Raw genomic sequence first — 16,607 nt, 5'->3', positions numbered from 1 at the left:
CCCGGCCCCGTGGGATGGGATCCTGGTCGCGTGAACCTGGAGGACCTCGTCCGGCTGCGCCGGGCCCGTGACCGGATGGACCGCGACTACGCGCAGCCGCTCGACGTGCCGGCGCTGGCGCGCGCCGCCCTGATGTCGACGGGCCATTTCTCCCGCAGCTTCCGCGCCGCCTTCGGGGAGACCCCGTACGGCTACCTGATGACGCGCCGGATCGAGCGGGCGAAGGCGCTGCTGCGGCGGGGTGACCTGACGGTGACGGAGGTCTGCTTCGAGGTCGGCTGTACGTCGCTGGGGTCGTTCAGCTCACGGTTCACCGAGCTGGTGGGCGAGAGCCCGAGCGCGTACCGGGCCCGCCGCCATGACGACGGCGCGGCCATCCCGCCCTGCATCGCCAAGATCCACACGCGACCGGTCAGAAATGGAGAAGCGAAACCCGACCCCCGCCCGTAGCGTGAAACGCATGGACATCAAGTTTCCTCGTGCTTCATCGCCGTCGACGACCACGACAAGGCGCTCGCCTTCTACCGGGACGTGCTCGGCCTGGAGGTGCGCAACGACGTCGGGTTCGAGGGGATGCGCTGGGTGACCGTCGGGGCGCCGTCGCAGCCCGACGTGAACATCGTTCTCGAACCGCCCCTCGCGGACCCGAACGCCTCCCCCGCCGACAAGCAGGCCATGGCGGAACTGCTGGCCAAGGGCCAGCTGCGCGGAGTCATCTTCCACACCGACGACTGCGACGCCACCTTCGAGCGCATCCGCGCCGGGGGCGGCGAGGTGATGCAGGAGCCGGTCGACCAGCCGTACGGCGTCCGCGACTGCGCCTTCCGCGATCCCTCCGGCAACATGCTGCGCTTCACCCAGCCTCGCGGGCAGTGAGCTCTGCGCCCGCGAACCGGGCGCCACCCCGCCGACGACTTCCGCCCGCGCCGCCTCACGGCCCGGCCCGGCGCGGCGCGAAGTGAACAAGAGGCCCGACCGCGACGGCGGCCCCGCGTAACCGATGGAGACACGACACACGATGAGCACGGCCAAGAGGGCGAACACGAAGTCGCCTGCGCCGCACACTGCCGACAGCCACGATCTGATCCGCGTGCACGGCGCGCGCGTGAACAACCTCAAGGACGTCAGCATCGAGATCCCCAAGCGGCGGCTGACGGTGTTCACCGGCGTCTCCGGCTCGGGCAAGAGCTCGCTGGTGTTCGACACGATCGCCGCGGAGTCGCAGCGGCTGATCAACGAGACCTACAGCGCCTTCGTGCAGGGCTTCATGCCCACGCTGGCGCGGCCCGAGGTCGACGTGCTCGACGGGCTGACGACCGCGATCATCGTCGACCAGCAGCGGCTGGGGGCCGACCCCCGCTCCACCGTCGGCACCGTCACCGACGCCCACGCGATGCTGCGCATCCTCTTCAGCCGGCTCGGGAAGCCGCACATCGGCCCTCCCAGCGCGTACTCCTTCAACACCGCATCGGTCCGGGCGAGCGGCGCGATCACGGTCGAGCGAGGCACCAAGAAGGCGGTGAAGGCGACCTACCAGCGCACCGGCGGCATGTGCCCGCGCTGCGAGGGCCGGGGCACGGTCTCGGACATCGACCTCACCCAGCTCTACGACGACTCCAAGTCGCTCAACGAGGGTGCGCTCACGATCCCCGGTTACAGCATGGACGGCTGGTACGGCCGCATCTTCACCGGCTGCGGCTTCTTCGACCCGGACAAGCCGATCCGCAAGTACACCAAGCGGGAGCTGCACGACCTCCTCCACAAGGAACCGACCAAGATCAAGGTCGACGGCATCAACCTGACGTACGAGGGGCTGATCCCGAAGATCCGGAAGTCGATGCTGTCCAAGGACATCGACGCGCTGCAGCCGCACGTCCGGGCGTTCGTGGAGCGGGCGACGGCGTTCGCCGTCTGCCCCGAGTGCGACGGCACCCGGCTCAGCGAGGGGGCGCGGTCGTCGAAGATCAAGAAGATCAGCATCGCCGACGCCTGCGCGATGGAGATCAGGGACCTGGCCGAGTGGGTCCGCCGCCTCAAGAAGCCCTCGGTGGCACCGCTGCTCACCGCACTGCAGGGGACCCTCGACTCGTTCGTGGAGATCGGTCTCGGCTACCTCTCGCTCGACCGGCCCTCGGGCACGCTGTCCGGCGGCGAGGCGCAGCGCGTCAAGATGATCCGCCACCTCGGCTCCTCGCTCACCGACGTCACGTACGTCTTCGACGAGCCCACCACGGGCCTGCACCCCCACGACATCCAGCGGATGAACGACCTGCTGCTGCGGCTGCGGGACAAGGGCAACACGGTGCTCGTCGTGGAGCACAAGCCGCAGGCGATCGCGATCGCCGACCACGTCGTCGACCTCGGGCCCGGCGCCGGTAGGGGCGGCGGCACCGTCTGCTTCGAGGGCACCGTGGCGGGCCTGCGGGCGGGCGGCACCGTCACCGGCCGCCATCTCGACGACCGGGCCGGCATCAAGGAGACGGTGCGCAAGCCCACCGGGAAGCTTCCGGTCCGCGGCGCGACGGAGCACAACCTCCGGAACGTGGACGTCGACATCCCGCTCGGCGTGCTGGCCGTCGTCACCGGCGTCGCCGGCTCCGGCAAGAGCTCGCTCGTGCACGGGGCGATCCCCGCCGACGAGGGTGTGGTCTCGGTCGACCAGGGCGCGATCCGCGGCTCCCGGCGCAGCAACCCGGCGACGTACACCGGGCTGCTCGACCCGATCCGCAAGGCGTTCGCGAAGGCCAACGGCGTGAAGCCGGCCCTGTTCAGCGCCAACTCCGAGGGCGCCTGCCCCACTTGCAACGGCGCCGGCGTCATCTACACCGACCTGGCGATGATGGCCGGTGTCGCCACCACCTGCGAGGACTGCGAGGGCAAGCGGTTCGACGCGTCGGTCCTCGACTACCACCTCGGCGGTCACGACATCAGCGAGGTGCTGGCGATGCCGGTGGCCGAGGCCGAGGAGTTCTTCGCCGACGGCGAGGCGCGCATCCCGGCCGCGCACAAGATCCTCACCCGGCTCGCCGACGTCGGGCTCGGCTACCTCACCCTCGGCCAGCCGCTCACCACGCTGTCCGGCGGCGAACGGCAGCGCCTCAGGCTCGCGACCCACATGGCCGACAAGGGCGGCGTCTACATCCTCGACGAGCCGACCACCGGCCTGCACCTCGCCGACGTCGAGCAGCTCCTCGGCCTGCTCGACCGGATCGTCGACTCCGGCAAGTCGGTCATCGTCGTCGAGCACCACCCGGCGGTCATGGCGCACGCCGACTGGATCATCGACCTCGGCCCCGGCGCCGGCCACGACGGCGGCCGGATCGTCTTCGAGGGCACCCCCGCCGACCTCGTGGCCGCCCGCTCCACCCTCACCGGCGAGCACCTCGCGGAGTACGTCGGCGCCTGACCGGCACGTTGGGCCGTGTCCGGCCATGGGGACATACGGCCCCATGGCCGGACACCCCTGCTCTCCAGCCGGTGGTGTCGGCAGTCGGCGTAGTGTCCGCACATGCTTCTGTGGATCAACGGACCGTTCGGCGGTGGCAAGACGCAGACCGCGTACGAGATCCGGCGACGGCTCCCGGGCAGCGTCGTCCGCGACCCCAGGAAATCGTCGGCCGCCTACGGGAACGCGGTCACGACGTCCGGCACTCCACCCTTCTCGCCGACCGGCGAACCGTCCTGATCACCGTCCCCCAAGTCGCCGAGCACATCGCCACCGCGGCCGGACTGCCCCTCACCCCGAAACGGCCCGGGCCGTGAAAGGCCACCTGCGCCGCGCGTGGACGGGCGTCAGACCCATCCGGTTCGACTGAATCCGGGCCACTGGGTGGTGACCTAAGACGGATCCCGCATCGGACGCACACCCGGCGGTGTTGCGACTGTCCAGCGGCGGCCCGGGACCGTAGACCCGGCGCATGGTGCGTGAGGGGTGCTGAGCCGCCGTGGTGAAGTCGGCCTCAGGTGGTGGGGGTCATGCTCTTCTTGGCCAGTTCGTAGGCCGGGAGCATTTCCTTGTGCTCTTCCGTGTCGAGACCGCCCAGGTGCACGATGGTCACGCCCTTCGGCGTCTTCACGGCGAGGGCGCGCTGCTGCCTCGGCTCGTCCGTGAGGGCGCTCTTCTGCGTGTAGACCACTTCCGAGGCGGGAAGGTCGCCGGCCTTGATCTCGCTGATCTTCTGCTCGCTGACGTTCTTCTCCTCGGCCATGTAGGACTCCAGCGTCTGGCGCGCCGAGGAGTCGGTCCGGTCCGTGGTCCAGACCCGCATGAAGCCGATATTGCCGGCGGGCTTGGCATCGAGTTCGCAGGCGCCCCTGAATGCTGCGTGGCCGGAGATTTTGGCCAGGAGCTTTCCGTCCTCGATGGAGAGGCCCGAGGGCTTCCATGCCTTGGCCAGATCGAAGGTGACCGGGAGCTCGCAGGCCGAGCCGGCGGCGCCGATCCGGGTGACCTTCTTCGCGTCCGGCTTGCCGGTGTTCTTCTCGGCCTTCTCGGCCTTCGCCGCCGTTTCGGCCGGGGCCGTGGACTCCCGGGCGGTGTCGCCACCCTTTTCGGCGGCCGACGAGCAGCCGGACAGGACGCCGATCGTGAGTGCGGCGCAGACCGCCGTACCCCGCGTGAGCTTGCGCATAGAGCCTTTCCTCATGGAACGAATCAACCGCGCAAATCTAGCCGCAAAGGCGGATAGTTCCCAACCGTTATTCCGGTGCTCCCTGCCGGCGGAAAAGCGAGCCGTGCCCGGCGGGGCGAACCCCGCCGGGCACGGCATTGAGCATGGAGCGCGAGTACGGACCCGGGTACGGACCGGGTACCGGCCGGGTACCGGCCGCTAGAAGTTCCAGTAGTGGTCCGCCCACGTGCCGCACGGCCACTGAATGGCCTTCTCGCCCTGTACGCGGCTGGCGCCGGGGATGGCGAGGCACTGGCCGCTGTTCCAGTTCACCAGGCGCCTGCCGTTGCCGGTGACCTCGATGCCCCAGTAGTGGTCGGCCCAGGTGCCGCAGGGCCACTGGATGACCTGGGTGCCCGGCGTTGTGCTGGCTCCCGGTACGGCCAGGCACTGCTGGCTGTTGAGGTTTCTTATGCGGTAGTAGTTGCGGCCTCCGTTGTTGAACGCGTACTCGAACTGCCAGTAGTGGTCCCGCCAGCTGCCGCAGCCCCACTGGATGAGCCCGATGCCGTTCTCGGTGCTGCCACCGGGTACGGCCAGGCAGTGGGCGCTGTTGGCGTTGCGGATCCAGCCGTAGGAGAGGGCGCCGTCCGTGCCGGGCTTGGTGTCCGGTACGGCGGCGGAGGCTCCGGTGATGCCGGAGGTGAGCAGCGTGGCCGCGGCGGCGACCACCACTCCCAGGAGGCGATAGCGCGACTTCATGTGTCCCCTTCCTCGTACGAGAGAAGTGCCTGGATCATGAGTCGTACATGCCGTGCCCGCCCTCGGCCCGATGCCCGCACCGGGTCCGGTGCCCGCGCCGGGCCGGGTCCGGAGCCGGGACGGACTGGGCCGGGCAGGCCGCACGCTATAGCCGTTCGCCGGGGAACGGCAGATGCCGGATGGGGCCCCTGCAAGTTGGCGGGAAGACGCTGCCCGGGCCGTACGGGTTCCGGCCCCCGGCGCGGCTCACGTGAGGCGGCGCAGGAACACGTCGACGACCTTGCCGGTGTCGTCGGGGACGAGGTTGTCGGCGGCGCTGGTGAAGACCGCGGTACGGCCGGTCAGGTCGACGGCGACCCCGTCCGAGTCGCCGTTGGCCGGGGTTCCGTCGTCCGCGACGTCGAGCCGCTCGACGGCTCCGGTCAGCAGGTCCCGTGCGTAGACGGCCGAGCGGCTGTCGGTGCCGCCGCTGCCGCCGGGGATCAGGTTGGGGGCGGTGGAGCTGAAGAACACCTTCCGGTTGTCGGCGCTCATGACCGGCCCGCGCGAGTTGCCCAGGGCCTCGGCCCCGTCGTGGGCGACGCTCAGACGGCGGGTGACGCCGGTCCTCAGGTCCCGGGCGTACACGTCCGCCGTGTTCGTGGTCTTGCCCGGTACGACGTCGGAGGTGCGGGAGGAGAAGAGCGCGTGGCGCCCGTCGGGGCTGAGCCCGATGTCGGTCGCCGCCGCGCTGCTGCCGTCGCGCTGCCGGGCGGCGAGTTCGGTCCGCCCGGTGCGCATGTCGTGGACGTAGAAGGTGTCCAACCGTGGCCTGGCCGGCCCCTGACCGGCGCCGGCCGGACGGCCCTCGCCCTCGCCCAGGCCGCCGAGCGACAGGAACCCGACCTTGCTGCCGTCGGCGCTGATGACCGGTGCCGCCGAGCGGGTACCCGCCTGGCTCCCGTCCGACCGGACGCTCACCCGCTGCGTGGTGCCCCTCCAGCGGTCCCGTACGTAGACGGCCACCGGATCCGTGCTCGGCCCGGGGACGAGGTCGGTCCGGTCGGAGACGAAGGCGACGAACCGCCCGTCGGCGCTCATGGCCGGTTCGTACGACGTGCCCGCCCGCTGCTGTTTGTTCTCCAGCAGGAGTTCGGTCCGCCCCGTCCTGCGGTCGCGGACGAAGAGGTCGGTGTCGCCGGGGCGCTTGTCCGGGGACAGGTTGCCGGCCCGCGAGTCGAAGACGGCGTACCGCCCGTCGGCGCTGAGCGCGATGTCGAAGGAGGAGTCGTCGGCCGGTGTGCCGTCGCTCGCCACGTTGGCCTGTTCGACCGCGCCGGTGCGTAAGTCCTTGATGAACAGGTTGACGCCCTCGCGGGTGCCCGGTGCCAGATCGGTGGCCCGGGATCTGAAGGTGGCGTAGCGGCCGTCGGCGCTGATGCCGGCGGTGTACGACTCGCCGTTGGCCTGGGCACCGCCGGCGGTCACGCTCACCCGTTCCGTACGCGGCCGCTGGTGCTCGGCACCGGAGGCCACCGGCACGGTGGCTGCGGCGCAGGCACCCAACGCGGTGACCAGAATGGCGGCTCGTGCGAGACGGCGCATGGTTCCCCCTCTTGGACTGGGCGGAATTCGCATGGGGATGCGAAAGGTCAGGGGAAGCCAAGCCCGTCGACCGGGCGCGGTCAACGGTGAGGGGCGGCCTCCGGCACGGCTGCGGCCGCCCCGCGGTAGTGGTCGAACTGCGTCACCCCGTGGTAGCCGTAGCTCTCGGGGTGCAGTTCGTGGAGTGCGACGCCGCACCGGGCCAGCGGGCCGAGGACGTCCGTCAGCAACGCCCCGGCCTCGGCGATGAAGGCGGCCTTCTCCCCCGCGCTGTTCGTGCCCAGGGTGATACTGGCCTCCACGTGCGCGTCACGGCCGCCGGTCAGCGGCCTGCCGTCGACGTAATAGCTGCCGGCCGGAACCGGGTTGATGTGGACGATGGTGCGCGCACTCGAATTCTTCAGGGCGGACACCGCCAGCCGGGTCAACCCCTCGGCAAGGGATGAGCCAGTCGGCGGTGTCGCACCCCGTCGCCTCCCTGGAACGCGAGCTGACCGGCCCGCTGCTGGTCCGTTCCGCCCCGGTGCGGACCACCGCGCTCGGCGAGCAGGTCCTGCCGCACGCCCGCATCGCCGTGTCGGCGGCCCGGTCCGTGGAGCAGATCGCGGCCGAAGCCGCCGGGGCCATGACCGGCACCGTGCGGCTGGCCGCCACGCCGACGGTCTGCCAGGGTCTGGTCCCCGGCCTGCTCCGGCACTGGCGCGAGGACCAGCCGCGGATCACCGTGCGGCTCTTCGAGGGCGACAGCAGCGAGGTGTCGACGTGGCTGGAGGACGGCACGGCCGACGCCGCCGTGCTGATCGATCCGCCGCCCGGCCCCGGCATCCAGCTCACCACGGACAGCTACCGGGCGCTGCTGCCCCGGAACCACCCCCTGGCGGGCGAACCGCGCGTCGACATCCGCGACCTGGAGGACGACCCGTTCCTCATCTCCCCCAACGGCTGTGAAGTCCGCGTCCGTACGATCCACCGCCTGGCCGGGCTGCGCTTCGCACCCACTCACCGGGTACGGGACCTGGCGACCCTGATCAGCATGGTGCAGGCGGGTATCGGCGTGACCGTGCTGTCGGAGGTGTCCCGCTCCCTGATCCCCCTGACCTGGTCCTGCTGCCGCTGGAGCCCCGCACGTCACGCCGCCTCGTACTGACCGGCCCGCGTGACCGCCCCTGGCACCCGGCGATCCGTACCTTGGCGGAGTCGGCCGTCGGTCATCTGGCCGGGGCCGCGCCGGCAGACCACCCCGACCCGTCGGCCCGGCCCGCGAGGGCAAAGGTCTCCTGAGCCGCGCGCCGGCGCGTTCCTCTCCACCGAAAGGCTTCCGGTCGCACGTCTCGGGGAACAGCTCTGTGCATCGAGGATCCGGTGAGCAGCGCCGTGCCCGGCGCGACAGGAGGGGCCTGCGATGTCAGAGGTGTCAGCGGTGCCAGAAGCATCAGACGTGTCAGATGTGTCAGACATGTCAGAAGCGTCAACGGCATCAACGGATTCGAAGGCTTCGGGCAAGCCCCCCTTGGTCGTCTCGGACGAAGTGCGCGAGGCGCTGGACCGGAGCCGGCCGGTGGTCGCCCTCGAATCGACGATCATCGCGCACGGCCTGCCCAGGCCACGGAACCTGCAGGTTGCGGAGGAGCTGGAGGAGCTCGTACGGGCCGGCGGCGCCGTCCCCGCGACGGTGGCGGTGCTGGACGGGCGGCCCCATGTCGGGCTGGACAAGGCGCAATTGGCGCGCGTGGCGGGCGAGAGCGGGCTCCGCAAGCTGGGGCACCGCGATCTGGCGCCGGCGGTCGCGGCGGGGGCGAGCGGGGCGACGACGGTGTCCGCGACCGCCTTCCTGGCGTCACGGGCCGGGATCCGCGTCTTCGCGACGGGCGGCCTCGGCGGCGTGCATCGCGAGTGGGCGCAGACCCAGGACGAGTCGGCGGACCTGCGCCTGCTGGCGAGGGTACGGATCGCGGTCGTCTGCGCGGGGGTGAAGTCGGTCCTGGACGTGCCGGCGACCCTGCAGCGCCTGGAGACGCTGGGGGTCGGCGTGCTGGGCTTCCGGACGACGGAATTCCCGGGCTTCTACCTCAGCAGCTCCGGAGAGCCGGTCGACTGGACGGCCGGTTCCGCGGCGGAGGTGGCCGGTGTGCTGCGCGCTCAGGATGCGCTCGGCGGCCCGCCCTCGGCCCTGATCGTCGCGAATCCGGTCCCCGCGGCGGAGCAGCTCGACCCGGCCCTGCACGACCGGGTGCTGGCGCAGGCACTGGCGGCGTGCGCGAGTGAGGGGGTCACCGGACAGGCGGTCACCCCGTTCCTCCTCGACCACCTCGTCCGGCACACCGACGGCGCGTCCTTGGAGGCCAACGTGGCCGCGGTGCGGGGCAATGTGCGGCTGGCGGCCGAGATCGCGACGGCGTACGCCGTATGAGCGGCGCCCGCAGCGCGACGCTGCTCGTCGTGGGTGACGTGGTGACCGACATCGTCGCCCGGCACCGCACGCCGCTCGCTCCCGCGACCGACACGGCGGCCCGCATCGCCACCCTCCCGGGCGGTGCAGGAGCCAACGTGGCCTGCTGGGCAGCCCGCTCGGGCGCCCGCGACGTACGCATCCTGGCCCGCGTGGGCGCGGATGCGGCGGACGGGCACGAGCGCGCGCTCCGCGCAGCCGGCGTCCGCCCGCACCTGGTCGTCGACCCCGAGGCGCCCACCGGCACGGTCGTCTCCCTGGTCGGCCCGGACGGCGAGCGGACGTTCCTCACCGACAGCGGTGCGGTGCTGCGCCTGTCGGCCGCCGACTGGAGTGACGACCTCCTGGCCGGAGCCGGCCATCTGCACGTCTCCGGCTATCTCTTCTTCGCCGACCCGAGCCGTACGGCCGCCCGGCTGGCGATGGAGGCGGCCCGCGCCCGCTCCGTGCCGGTGAGCGTCGACCCGGCCTCCGCCGGTTTCATCGCCCGCTTCGGCGTGGACCGCTTCCTCGCGGCCGTCGCGGGGGCGGACACGCTCCTGCCCAACCACGACGAAGCCGCGCTCCTCACCGGTCTGCCGGATCCGGCCGACGCAGCGGCCAAGCTGAGCCGGCACTTCCCCCTCGTGGTCTCCACGCAGGGCTCCCGGGGCGCGCTGGTCGCCGCCTCCGGCGCGGTCGTCGCCCGCGTCCCGGCCGAGCCGGCCACTGCCGTGGACACCACGGGCGCAGGCGACGCCTTCACCGGAGCCTTCCTCGCCGCCCGCCTGGCGGGCCGTGACCCGGCCGAGGCCGCACGTCAGGGCTGCCGGGCCGGCGCCGAAGCGGTCGCCCTCATCGGCGCTCGCCCCCGTCCTCCGGAGGATCCCCCGGAGGAACCCCCGGAACGGGCAGCTCCCTTCGGCCGCTCCTCCTGACGCCGTCCTCGGCTCCCGTGTCCACCGACCGGTGGACACGAAGTCCAACCTGTCGGTGCTGTCGGCGACCACAGGCCCTGGACCAGCATGAATACCATGAACAATCTCCCTGTACGCATGGCTCGTTGGAGCGCCCTGCGCCCCTGGCGCGCCATCTCCGGCTGGTTCCTCTTCGTGGCGCTCTGTCTCGGCGCCGGAGCCGGCATCGGCGGCAACCCCGCCAAGAGCGAGGACTTCCGCATCGGCGAAGCGGGCCGTGCCGAGGCGATGGCGACCGAGGGAGGACTGCAGCAGCGGCCCGTGGAGCACGTGCTCATCACCGGGAAGCCGGGGACGACCGGGAAGACCGCCACGCGCGGCCGTCTCGTTCTCGATCGGACCGCCGCCGCGGCCGCAGCCCGCGACATCGGCGACCGCATGCGCAAACTGCCCGAAGTCGCCTCCGTGGCCGCGCCCGTCCGCTCCTCCGACGGCACCGCCCTGCGGATCGCCGTGACCCTCAAGGGCCCTGAGCTGGACGGCAAGAAGCACGTCGAACCGCTGCGCGCGCAGACGGCTGCGGCACAGGCGGCCCACCCCGGCCTGCTGATCGAGGAGACGGGCAGTCCGTCGATCAGCAAGGGGGTCGAGAAGCAGCGCGGCAGCGACCTCTCTCGCACCGAGCTGATCGCACTGCCCGTCACCCTGCTCACCCTGCTGTTCGTGTTCCGGTCCGCGGCCATGGCCACGGTGCCGATCCTGCTGGCGCTCTCCTCGATCGCCGCGGCCGTCGGCCTGTCGATGCTCGCCTCTCACGTCTTCCCGGACGCCGGTGTCGGCACCAACGTCATCCTGCTGATCGGCATGGCCGTGGGCGTGGACTACACGCTCTTCTACCTCAAGCGGGAACGCGAGGAGCGGGCCCGCTCGGGCGGCCGGCTGAGCACGCAGGCCGTGGTGGAGCTGGCCGCCGCCACCTCGGGCCGGGCCGTCGTCGTGTCCGGGCTGGCCGTCGCGGTCTCCAGCGCCACGCTGTACCTGGCCGACGACGTCATCTTCTCGTCGATCGCCACCGGGGCGATCCTCGTCTGCCTGGTCGCCGTCGCCAGCTCGCTCACCGTGCTGCCCGCGCTGATCGCCAAGCTCGGCGCCCGCGCCGAGCGCCGGTCGGCCCGCAAGGCCGGGCGCGGCACGCCCGTACGGGCGCCGAAGTCCGGAACCGGCCGCATCACGGCCGCCCTCCTGCGTCCCGCGAGCAGGCGTCCCGCCGCCACCCTGTGTGTCACCGTCCTCGGCCTGCTCGCCCTGGCGAGCCCGCTCCTGGGCCTCAACCTGACCGACATGGGACGCGAGACCCACTCACGCCAGATCCCGGCCATGCAGACGTACGACCGGCTCAACGAGGCGTTCCCGGAGCTGAAGTCCATGCACCAGGTCGTCGTACGTGCCGAGCCCGGCCGGGCGGCCGAGGTGGCCGGCGCGCTGCGCGAACTCGGCAGGCGCGCCGCGAGCGACCCCGCACTCGCCGGTACGGCGGAGCTCCGCGTGTCGCAGGACCGGCGGGTCAGCCTCCTGGAACTCCCCGTTCCGCACTACGTGAGCTCCGATGCCGCGCAGCAGTCCCTCAAGCGCGTGCGGACGGACTACGTGCCGGCGACCGTCGGCACGCTGACCGGCGTGGAGTCCGGAGTGACCGGGGACGTCGCCCGCTACGCGGACTACCCGGCCCACCAGAAGGGGAAGCTGCCGCTGGTCATCGGGTCCCTGCTGCTGGTGACCTTCGCCATGACGGTGTGGGCGTTCCGCTCCGTGGTCCTGGGTCTGATCGGCATGGCCCTGAACCTGCTCTCGGCCGGCGCCTCGCTCGGCCTGCTGGTCCTCGTCTTCCAGGGCAGCTGGGCCGAAGGGCTCCTCGGCTTCACCTCCACCGGGTCGATCGGCTCCCGGGTCCCGCTCCTCCTGTTCGTGATCCTCTTCGGCCTGTCGATGGACTATCAGGTGTTCGTCATCAGCCGCATCAGGGAGGCGGCCCTGAGCGGCGTACCGACCCGCAAGGCCGTGCTCGACGGCATCCGCAGCTCGGCCGGCGTGGTGACGAGCGCCGCGTTCGTCATGGTGACGATCTTCGCCGCCTTCGTCTTCCTGCACATCATGGAGATGAAGCAGATGGGCTTCGCCCTTGCGGTGGCCGTACTGCTCGACGCCGTCGTCATCCGGGCCATGCTGCTGCCCGCCCTCATGCTGCTCCTCGGCGAGGCCAGTTGGTGGCCATCGCGCGGCGTGCGCCGGGCCCGGGCGGCCGCCCCCGCTGCCCAAAGTCCCGTCTCAGTAGGCTGACCAGCATGAACTCCCCGCCGCAGCCACCTGGCCATCAGCACTGGATACGCAGACTCCGCCGGTGGAACGCCGCCTGCTGGGTACTCCTCGGACTGGCGCCCTCGGTCATCGGCGTCCAGAACGACTCCGGCGCGCCGAAGTACGGGGCACTGGCCGTCCTCGCCGTGCTCGCCGCCGGATACGCGACCGCGGAGCTGGTCCCCGGAAACCGGGTGCTGCGGCCGGCCGGGTACCTGTGGGTGCTGGCCCTGGGCCTTGGCGCGATGGCCGGGCTTCCGGGCGGCGGCGCGGCACTGTTCATCGTGTCGCTGCCCCACTTCTGGATCTTCGCCCGGCGTCCGCGGTCCGCCGTCGTGCTGAGCGGCGTCGCAGCGGCGGCAACCGTGGCGGGCGGCATCGCGCGCAGCGGGGAGTTCCTCAGCGGCAACGCCGCCTTCGCCCTCATCGGCTACGCGGCCGGTGTGCTGGTGGGGCTGATGGTGCACCGGATCGTCCGGGAGGGCGACGAACGGGCCGACCTGCTGGGCGCCGAGCTGGAGGACGCCCAGCAGCGGCTGGCCGAGGCGCACCGGCGTCAGGGCGCCGTCGAGGAGCGCGAGCGGCTCGCGCGGGAGATCCACGACACCCTGGCCCAGGGCTTCGCCTCCATCATCGTCCTCGCGGAGGCGGCCCGTTCGCACCTCGGTACGGATCCGGGCAGGACCGCCCAGCAGCTGCTGTCGATCGAGCAGACCGCCCGCGAGAACTTCGCGGAGGCACGGGTCCTGGTGGGCTCGGCACCGCAGAGCGGCCTGGCCCCCGGCTCGGTCGCCCTGACCCTGCGCCGGACCCTGGACCGGTTCGCCGAGGACACCGGCCTCACCGTCGACGCGGAACTGCCGGACGTCGACTGCGACCAGCAGACCCGGATCGCCCTGCTGCGCTGCACCCAGGAGTCCCTGGCCAACGTGCGCAAGCACGCGGCCGCCTCCACCGTGGGCGTCGTCCTCGGCCTGCACCCCCACGGCGTCGAGCTGGAGATCACCGACGACGGCTGCGGCTTCGTCGTCGAGGAGGCCGGCGGCTTCGGTCTCGACGGCATGCGCAAGCGCCTGGCCGAACTCGGCGGTGAGCTCACCGTCACCAGCTCCCCCGGGGACGGCACCCGCGTCCTCGCCCTGCTCCACGCGAACGGCCAGGTGTGACATGACACGACCGACGGAACCGAACGAGGCGCGCGAGGACGGCCGGCTGCGCGTCATCCTGGCGGACGACCACACCGTCATGCGCGCGGGAGTGATCGCGCTGCTGGCCTCGGAGCCCGCCATCGAGATCGTCGGCGAGGCGGGCGACGGGCGCGCGGCCGTCGAACTCGTCGAGAGGCTCCGCCCCGACGTGGCGCTGATCGACCTGCGCATGCCCGTCCTGGACGGGGTGGCCGCGACCGCCGAGATCGTCTCGGGCGGGACGGGCACCCGCGTGCTGATCCTCACGACGTACGACACCGACGCCGAGATCGAGCGCGCGGTGGAGGCCGGTGCCATCGGCTACCTCCTCAAGGACACCACGCGCGACCAGCTCGCCGACGCCATCCGGTCCGCGGCCCGCGGCGAGACCGTCCTGGCGCCCCGGGTCGCGCAGAAACTGGTCGCCCGCATGCGGCGGCCGGTCCAGGTCCCGCTGACCGCCCGCGAGGCGGACGTCCTCGACGCGGTCGCCGACGGACTCTCCAACGCCGACATCGGCAAGCGCCTCGTCATCGCCGAAGCCACGGTGAAGACCCACCTGCTGCGGGTCTTCGCCAAGCTCGGCGTCAGCGACCGTACCCACGCGGTGGTCGTCGCCATCGAACGAGGGCTGCTGCAGCGGCCCGGGCGGGACGCACTCGGCTGACACGGCGGGCCCGGCCGGCGCATCGGTCAGATGGCGCCCTCGGCCCGGAGGTCGTCGATGTCCGCCGGGGAAAGGCCAAGCTCCTGCAGGATCTCGACCGTGTGCTCGCCGAACCCGGGCGCCGGCCGGTCCCGGCTCGGGCCGTCGTGGGCGAAGCCGAAGGCGGCGACCGGTACGGGCGGGTCGCCGTCCTGTGCCGGCTGCAGGAACGGCCTGTGCTTCAGCTGCTCCTCGTCCACCGCTTCCGCGAGGGTCCGGACCCGCTCGCCGGGAAGGCCCCGGCGGTGGATCCACTCCTCCCACCAGGCCGCGCTCTGGGTCCGGAAGATCTCGCGCAGGGCGTCGCGCATCGCGTCGCTGTGCTCGCGGAGCTCGTCCAGGGTGCTCAGCGCCTCGAACCGGGGGTGCGGATGTCCCTCGGTGGCGAGCGCCGACCACAGGCGCCGGTTCTGGTCCGGCGTCGGGGTGCCGAGGACGAACACGCCGTCCGCCGTCTCGTACGCGCCCAGGCCGCTCTCCTGTACGGGCTCCTCCCGTACCCCGGGGTGGAGTTGCGCGGACACCGCCGGTCCCATGAGCATCAGGGCCGTGTCGAACATGGCACAGTCGATCCGCTGCCCCCGCCCGTCGCGGGTACGGGCGTACAGCGCGGCGGCTATCGCGAATGCGGCGTTGTAGCCGCTCCCGTAGTCGATGAAGGCCAGGTTGGGCTTGTGGCCGTCGCAGCGTGCGATGACGCCGGACGCGGCCTGCACCACGTTGTCGTACGCGTTGACCTCGGCCCGGGGGCCGCTCCGCCCGTAGCCGGTCATCGAGCAGTGAATGAGCTCGGGGTTGATCGCCGACAGGTCCTCGTATCCGACGCCGAGCCGGTCGAGCGCTCCGGCACGGTAGTTCTCGACGACCACGTCGGCCGTCCGCACCAGGGCCCGGAAGACCTCACGGCCGCCGGAGGTCCTGAGATCGAGGGTCATCGCGCGCTTGCCGCCGCCCTGGACTTGATAGTTGATTCCGCGCAGCTGCCTGTTGAGCTCGGGGTCCGGGCCGCGGCCCCGGACGAAGTCGGGCCGGTCCGGCGGCTCGATCTTGATCACGTCCGCGCCGAGCACACCCAGTTGGTAGGCCGCGAACGGACCGGCCAGCACGTGCGTCAGGTCGAGGACCCGCACACCGGAGAAGGCACGCGACACCGAGGCTCCCTTCGGGAAGTCCACCAGTCCCGCAAGGCTCCCCCGCCCTCCGCTCCGGGGCAAGAGCACCTCTCGGCTACGCCGCGCAGAACTCTGCGGTGAGCAGCGCCAGGGCCCGGTGGTCGGGAGTGCCCGGTGCGGCGGTGTAGACGACCAGGCGGAGGGCCGAGCCGGTGGCTTCCAGTACGTCGCAGTCGAGCGTCAGTCGTCCGGCGTCGGGGTGCTGGACGGTCTTGCGCTGCGAGGTGCTCGCGGCGACGTCGGTGCGGGCCCACAGTTCCGCGAAGCGGGGGCTTGCCGCCCGTAGTTCGCCGGCGAGTTCTCGCAGCCGGGGGTCGCCGGGGAAGCGTCCGAGGCTCGCGCGCAGGTCGGCGACGGCGTACGCCTCGAAGTCCGCGGCTTCGGCGGGTGTGCGGATCACTCGGGAGGGACGTCCGGTGAAGTGCCGCCGCAGGACGTTGCGTTCTCCGTCGGCGCCCGTCGCCTCGTCGCCGAGCAGGGCGATCGCCGGCGGGTTGGCGAGGACGACGTTCCAGCCCCGGTCCACCACCATCACCGCGGCATCGTGCAGCCGGTCGATGATCCGCTGCAGTCCCGGTGTGACGCGGGCGGGTGCGACGGCGGGCGTGGGCGGTGCGTGGCCGGCCAGCCGGAACAGGTGGTCGCGTTCGTCCCCGGTCAGCCGCAGTGCGCGTGCGAGAGGCCCCAGGACGGCGGCGGACGGCCTTCCCGCGCGGCCCTGTTCGAGCCGGGCCAGGTACTCGACGGAGAGTCCGGCCAGCGTGGCGAGCTCCTGACGGCGCAGGCCTGGTGCGCGGCGGCGCGGCCCCGCCGGCAGCCCGGCCTCGGCGGGCGCCAGGCGGTCGCGCCAGGCGCGCAGGCAGATGCCCAGTTCGGCGTCGTTCAT

The 16,607-nt window shown here is 72.1% G+C and carries 15 protein-coding genes and 1 pseudogene; 10 read left to right on the top strand and 6 right to left on the bottom strand.

The window, feature by feature from the left end; all coding sequences use genetic code 11:
* Nucleotides 1–30 precede the first annotated feature (30 nt).
* The 4 genes and pseudogenes from AS857_RS14345 (at nucleotide 31) to AS857_RS42090 (ending at nucleotide 3,815) form a co-directional block, all read left to right on the top strand.
* On the top strand, nucleotides 31–450 hold the full coding sequence (locus AS857_RS14345) for a helix-turn-helix transcriptional regulator (protein ID WP_058043482.1): 420 nt from the start codon (nucleotides 31–33) through the stop codon (nucleotides 448–450).
* Nucleotides 451–486: 36 nt separating this feature from the next.
* Nucleotides 487–876 carry a VOC family protein gene (locus AS857_RS14340; protein WP_058043481.1) on the top strand — a complete coding sequence of 130 codons (390 nt, stop codon included), beginning with the start codon at nucleotides 487–489 and terminating at the stop codon, nucleotides 874–876.
* A gap of 142 nt (nucleotides 877–1,018) precedes the next feature.
* Nucleotides 1,019–3,406 carry an ATP-binding cassette domain-containing protein gene (locus AS857_RS14335; RefSeq protein ID WP_058043480.1) on the top strand — a complete coding sequence of 796 codons (2,388 nt, stop codon included), beginning with the start codon at nucleotides 1,019–1,021 and terminating at the stop codon, nucleotides 3,404–3,406.
* A gap of 102 nt (nucleotides 3,407–3,508) precedes the next feature.
* Nucleotides 3,509–3,815 (top strand): annotated as a pseudogene (locus tag AS857_RS42090) (hypothetical protein).
* A 144-nt stretch (nucleotides 3,816–3,959) separates the two neighbouring features.
* On the opposite strand, the gene AS857_RS14330 reads toward AS857_RS42090, so the two are convergent.
* The 4 genes from AS857_RS14330 to AS857_RS14315 all read right to left on the bottom strand — a co-directional run bounded on the left by AS857_RS14330 (nucleotide 3,960) and on the right by AS857_RS14315 (nucleotide 7,369).
* Nucleotides 3,960–4,631: a lipoprotein gene (locus tag AS857_RS14330; RefSeq protein ID WP_063804251.1), complete on the bottom strand. Its 672-nt coding sequence runs from the start codon at nucleotides 4,629–4,631 to the stop codon at nucleotides 3,960–3,962.
* Nucleotides 4,632–4,829: 198 nt separating this feature from the next.
* Complete coding sequence (locus AS857_RS14325; RefSeq protein WP_058043479.1) at nucleotides 4,830–5,372, bottom strand: RICIN domain-containing protein; 543 nt, start codon at nucleotides 5,370–5,372, stop codon at nucleotides 4,830–4,832.
* 246 nt (nucleotides 5,373–5,618) lie between these two features.
* Nucleotides 5,619–6,956 (bottom strand): TolB-like translocation protein, encoded by a 1,338-nt coding sequence (locus tag AS857_RS14320; RefSeq protein WP_058043478.1) that lies wholly within the window; start codon nucleotides 6,954–6,956, stop codon nucleotides 5,619–5,621.
* 80 nt (nucleotides 6,957–7,036) lie between these two features.
* Nucleotides 7,037–7,369, bottom strand: coding sequence for a tautomerase family protein (locus AS857_RS14315; protein WP_216823971.1), 333 nt, complete (start codon nucleotides 7,367–7,369; stop codon nucleotides 7,037–7,039).
* Nucleotides 7,370–7,413: 44 nt separating this feature from the next.
* Here AS857_RS14315 and AS857_RS14310 point away from each other — a divergent pair, with 44 nt between their 5' ends.
* The 6 genes from AS857_RS14310 (at nucleotide 7,414) to AS857_RS14285 (ending at nucleotide 14,510) form a co-directional block, all read left to right on the top strand.
* The gene (locus AS857_RS14310) at nucleotides 7,414–8,103 is read left to right on the top strand and encodes a LysR family transcriptional regulator substrate-binding protein (protein WP_058043477.1); all 690 of its coding nucleotides are present in this window, start codon (nucleotides 7,414–7,416) and stop codon (nucleotides 8,101–8,103) included.
* A gap of 309 nt (nucleotides 8,104–8,412) precedes the next feature.
* Entirely contained in the window at nucleotides 8,413–9,366 is a 954-nt protein-coding gene (locus AS857_RS14305; RefSeq protein WP_058043476.1) for a pseudouridine-5'-phosphate glycosidase, read from the top strand.
* Nucleotides 9,363–10,322, top strand: coding sequence for a carbohydrate kinase family protein (locus AS857_RS14300; RefSeq protein ID WP_058043475.1), 960 nt, complete (start codon nucleotides 9,363–9,365; stop codon nucleotides 10,320–10,322). The genes AS857_RS14305 and AS857_RS14300 overlap by 4 nt, the downstream gene beginning before the upstream one ends.
* A 96-nt stretch (nucleotides 10,323–10,418) precedes the next feature.
* A complete protein-coding gene (locus AS857_RS14295) occupies nucleotides 10,419–12,638 on the top strand; it encodes an MMPL family transporter (protein ID WP_058043474.1) in 2,220 nt (739 codons plus the stop codon).
* 5 nt (nucleotides 12,639–12,643) lie between these two features.
* On the top strand, nucleotides 12,644–13,822 hold the full coding sequence (locus AS857_RS14290) for a sensor histidine kinase (RefSeq protein ID WP_058043473.1): 1,179 nt from the start codon (nucleotides 12,644–12,646) through the stop codon (nucleotides 13,820–13,822).
* A gap of 1 nt (nucleotide 13,823) precedes the next feature.
* Nucleotides 13,824–14,510, top strand: a complete 687-nt coding sequence (locus tag AS857_RS14285; RefSeq protein WP_058043472.1) for a response regulator — start codon at nucleotides 13,824–13,826, stop codon at nucleotides 14,508–14,510.
* Nucleotides 14,511–14,536: 26 nt separating this feature from the next.
* Here the strand turns inward: AS857_RS14285 and AS857_RS14280 are convergent, their stop codons facing one another.
* Together AS857_RS14280 and AS857_RS14275 are read right to left on the bottom strand one after the other, a co-directional pair.
* On the bottom strand, nucleotides 14,537–15,700 hold the full coding sequence (locus tag AS857_RS14280) for a CaiB/BaiF CoA transferase family protein (RefSeq protein ID WP_058044144.1): 1,164 nt from the start codon (nucleotides 15,698–15,700) through the stop codon (nucleotides 14,537–14,539).
* Nucleotides 15,701–15,776: 76 nt separating this feature from the next.
* The gene (locus tag AS857_RS14275; RefSeq protein WP_058043471.1) at nucleotides 15,777–16,607 is read right to left on the bottom strand and encodes a helix-turn-helix transcriptional regulator; all 831 of its coding nucleotides are present in this window, start codon (nucleotides 16,605–16,607) and stop codon (nucleotides 15,777–15,779) included.

This window comes from Streptomyces roseifaciens (assembly GCF_001445655.1).
In the GTDB taxonomy this organism is placed as follows: domain Bacteria; phylum Actinomycetota; class Actinomycetes; order Streptomycetales; family Streptomycetaceae; genus Streptomyces; species Streptomyces aureoversilis.
The sequence above is the reverse complement of the archived record's forward strand: the minus strand, read 5'-3'. Positions and strand labels throughout refer to the sequence as shown.

Excerpts from the sequence above, each read along its gene's own strand:
- AS857_RS14325 (WP_058043479.1), bottom strand. The coding sequence starts at position 5,372 with ATGAAGTCGCGCTATCGCCTCCTGGGAGTGGTGGTCGCCGCCGCGGCC.
- AS857_RS14295 (WP_058043474.1), top strand. The coding sequence starts at position 10,419 with ATGAACAATCTCCCTGTACGCATGGCTCGTTGGAGCGCCCTGCGCCCC.
- AS857_RS14290 (WP_058043473.1), top strand. The coding sequence starts at position 12,644 with ATGAACTCCCCGCCGCAGCCACCTGGCCATCAGCACTGGATACGCAGA.
- AS857_RS14285 (WP_058043472.1), top strand. The coding sequence starts at position 13,824 with ATGACACGACCGACGGAACCGAACGAGGCGCGCGAGGACGGCCGGCTG.
- AS857_RS14305 (WP_058043476.1), top strand. The coding sequence starts at position 8,413 with ATGTCAGAAGCGTCAACGGCATCAACGGATTCGAAGGCTTCGGGCAAG.
- AS857_RS14320 (WP_058043478.1), bottom strand. The coding sequence starts at position 6,956 with ATGCGCCGTCTCGCACGAGCCGCCATTCTGGTCACCGCGTTGGGTGCC.
- AS857_RS14335 (WP_058043480.1), top strand. The coding sequence starts at position 1,019 with ATGAGCACGGCCAAGAGGGCGAACACGAAGTCGCCTGCGCCGCACACT.
- AS857_RS14300 (WP_058043475.1), top strand. The coding sequence starts at position 9,363 with ATGAGCGGCGCCCGCAGCGCGACGCTGCTCGTCGTGGGTGACGTGGTG.
- AS857_RS14275 (WP_058043471.1), bottom strand. The coding sequence starts at position 16,607 with ATGAACGACGCCGAACTGGGCATCTGCCTGCGCGCCTGGCGCGACCGC.
- AS857_RS14330 (WP_063804251.1), bottom strand. The coding sequence starts at position 4,631 with ATGCGCAAGCTCACGCGGGGTACGGCGGTCTGCGCCGCACTCACGATC.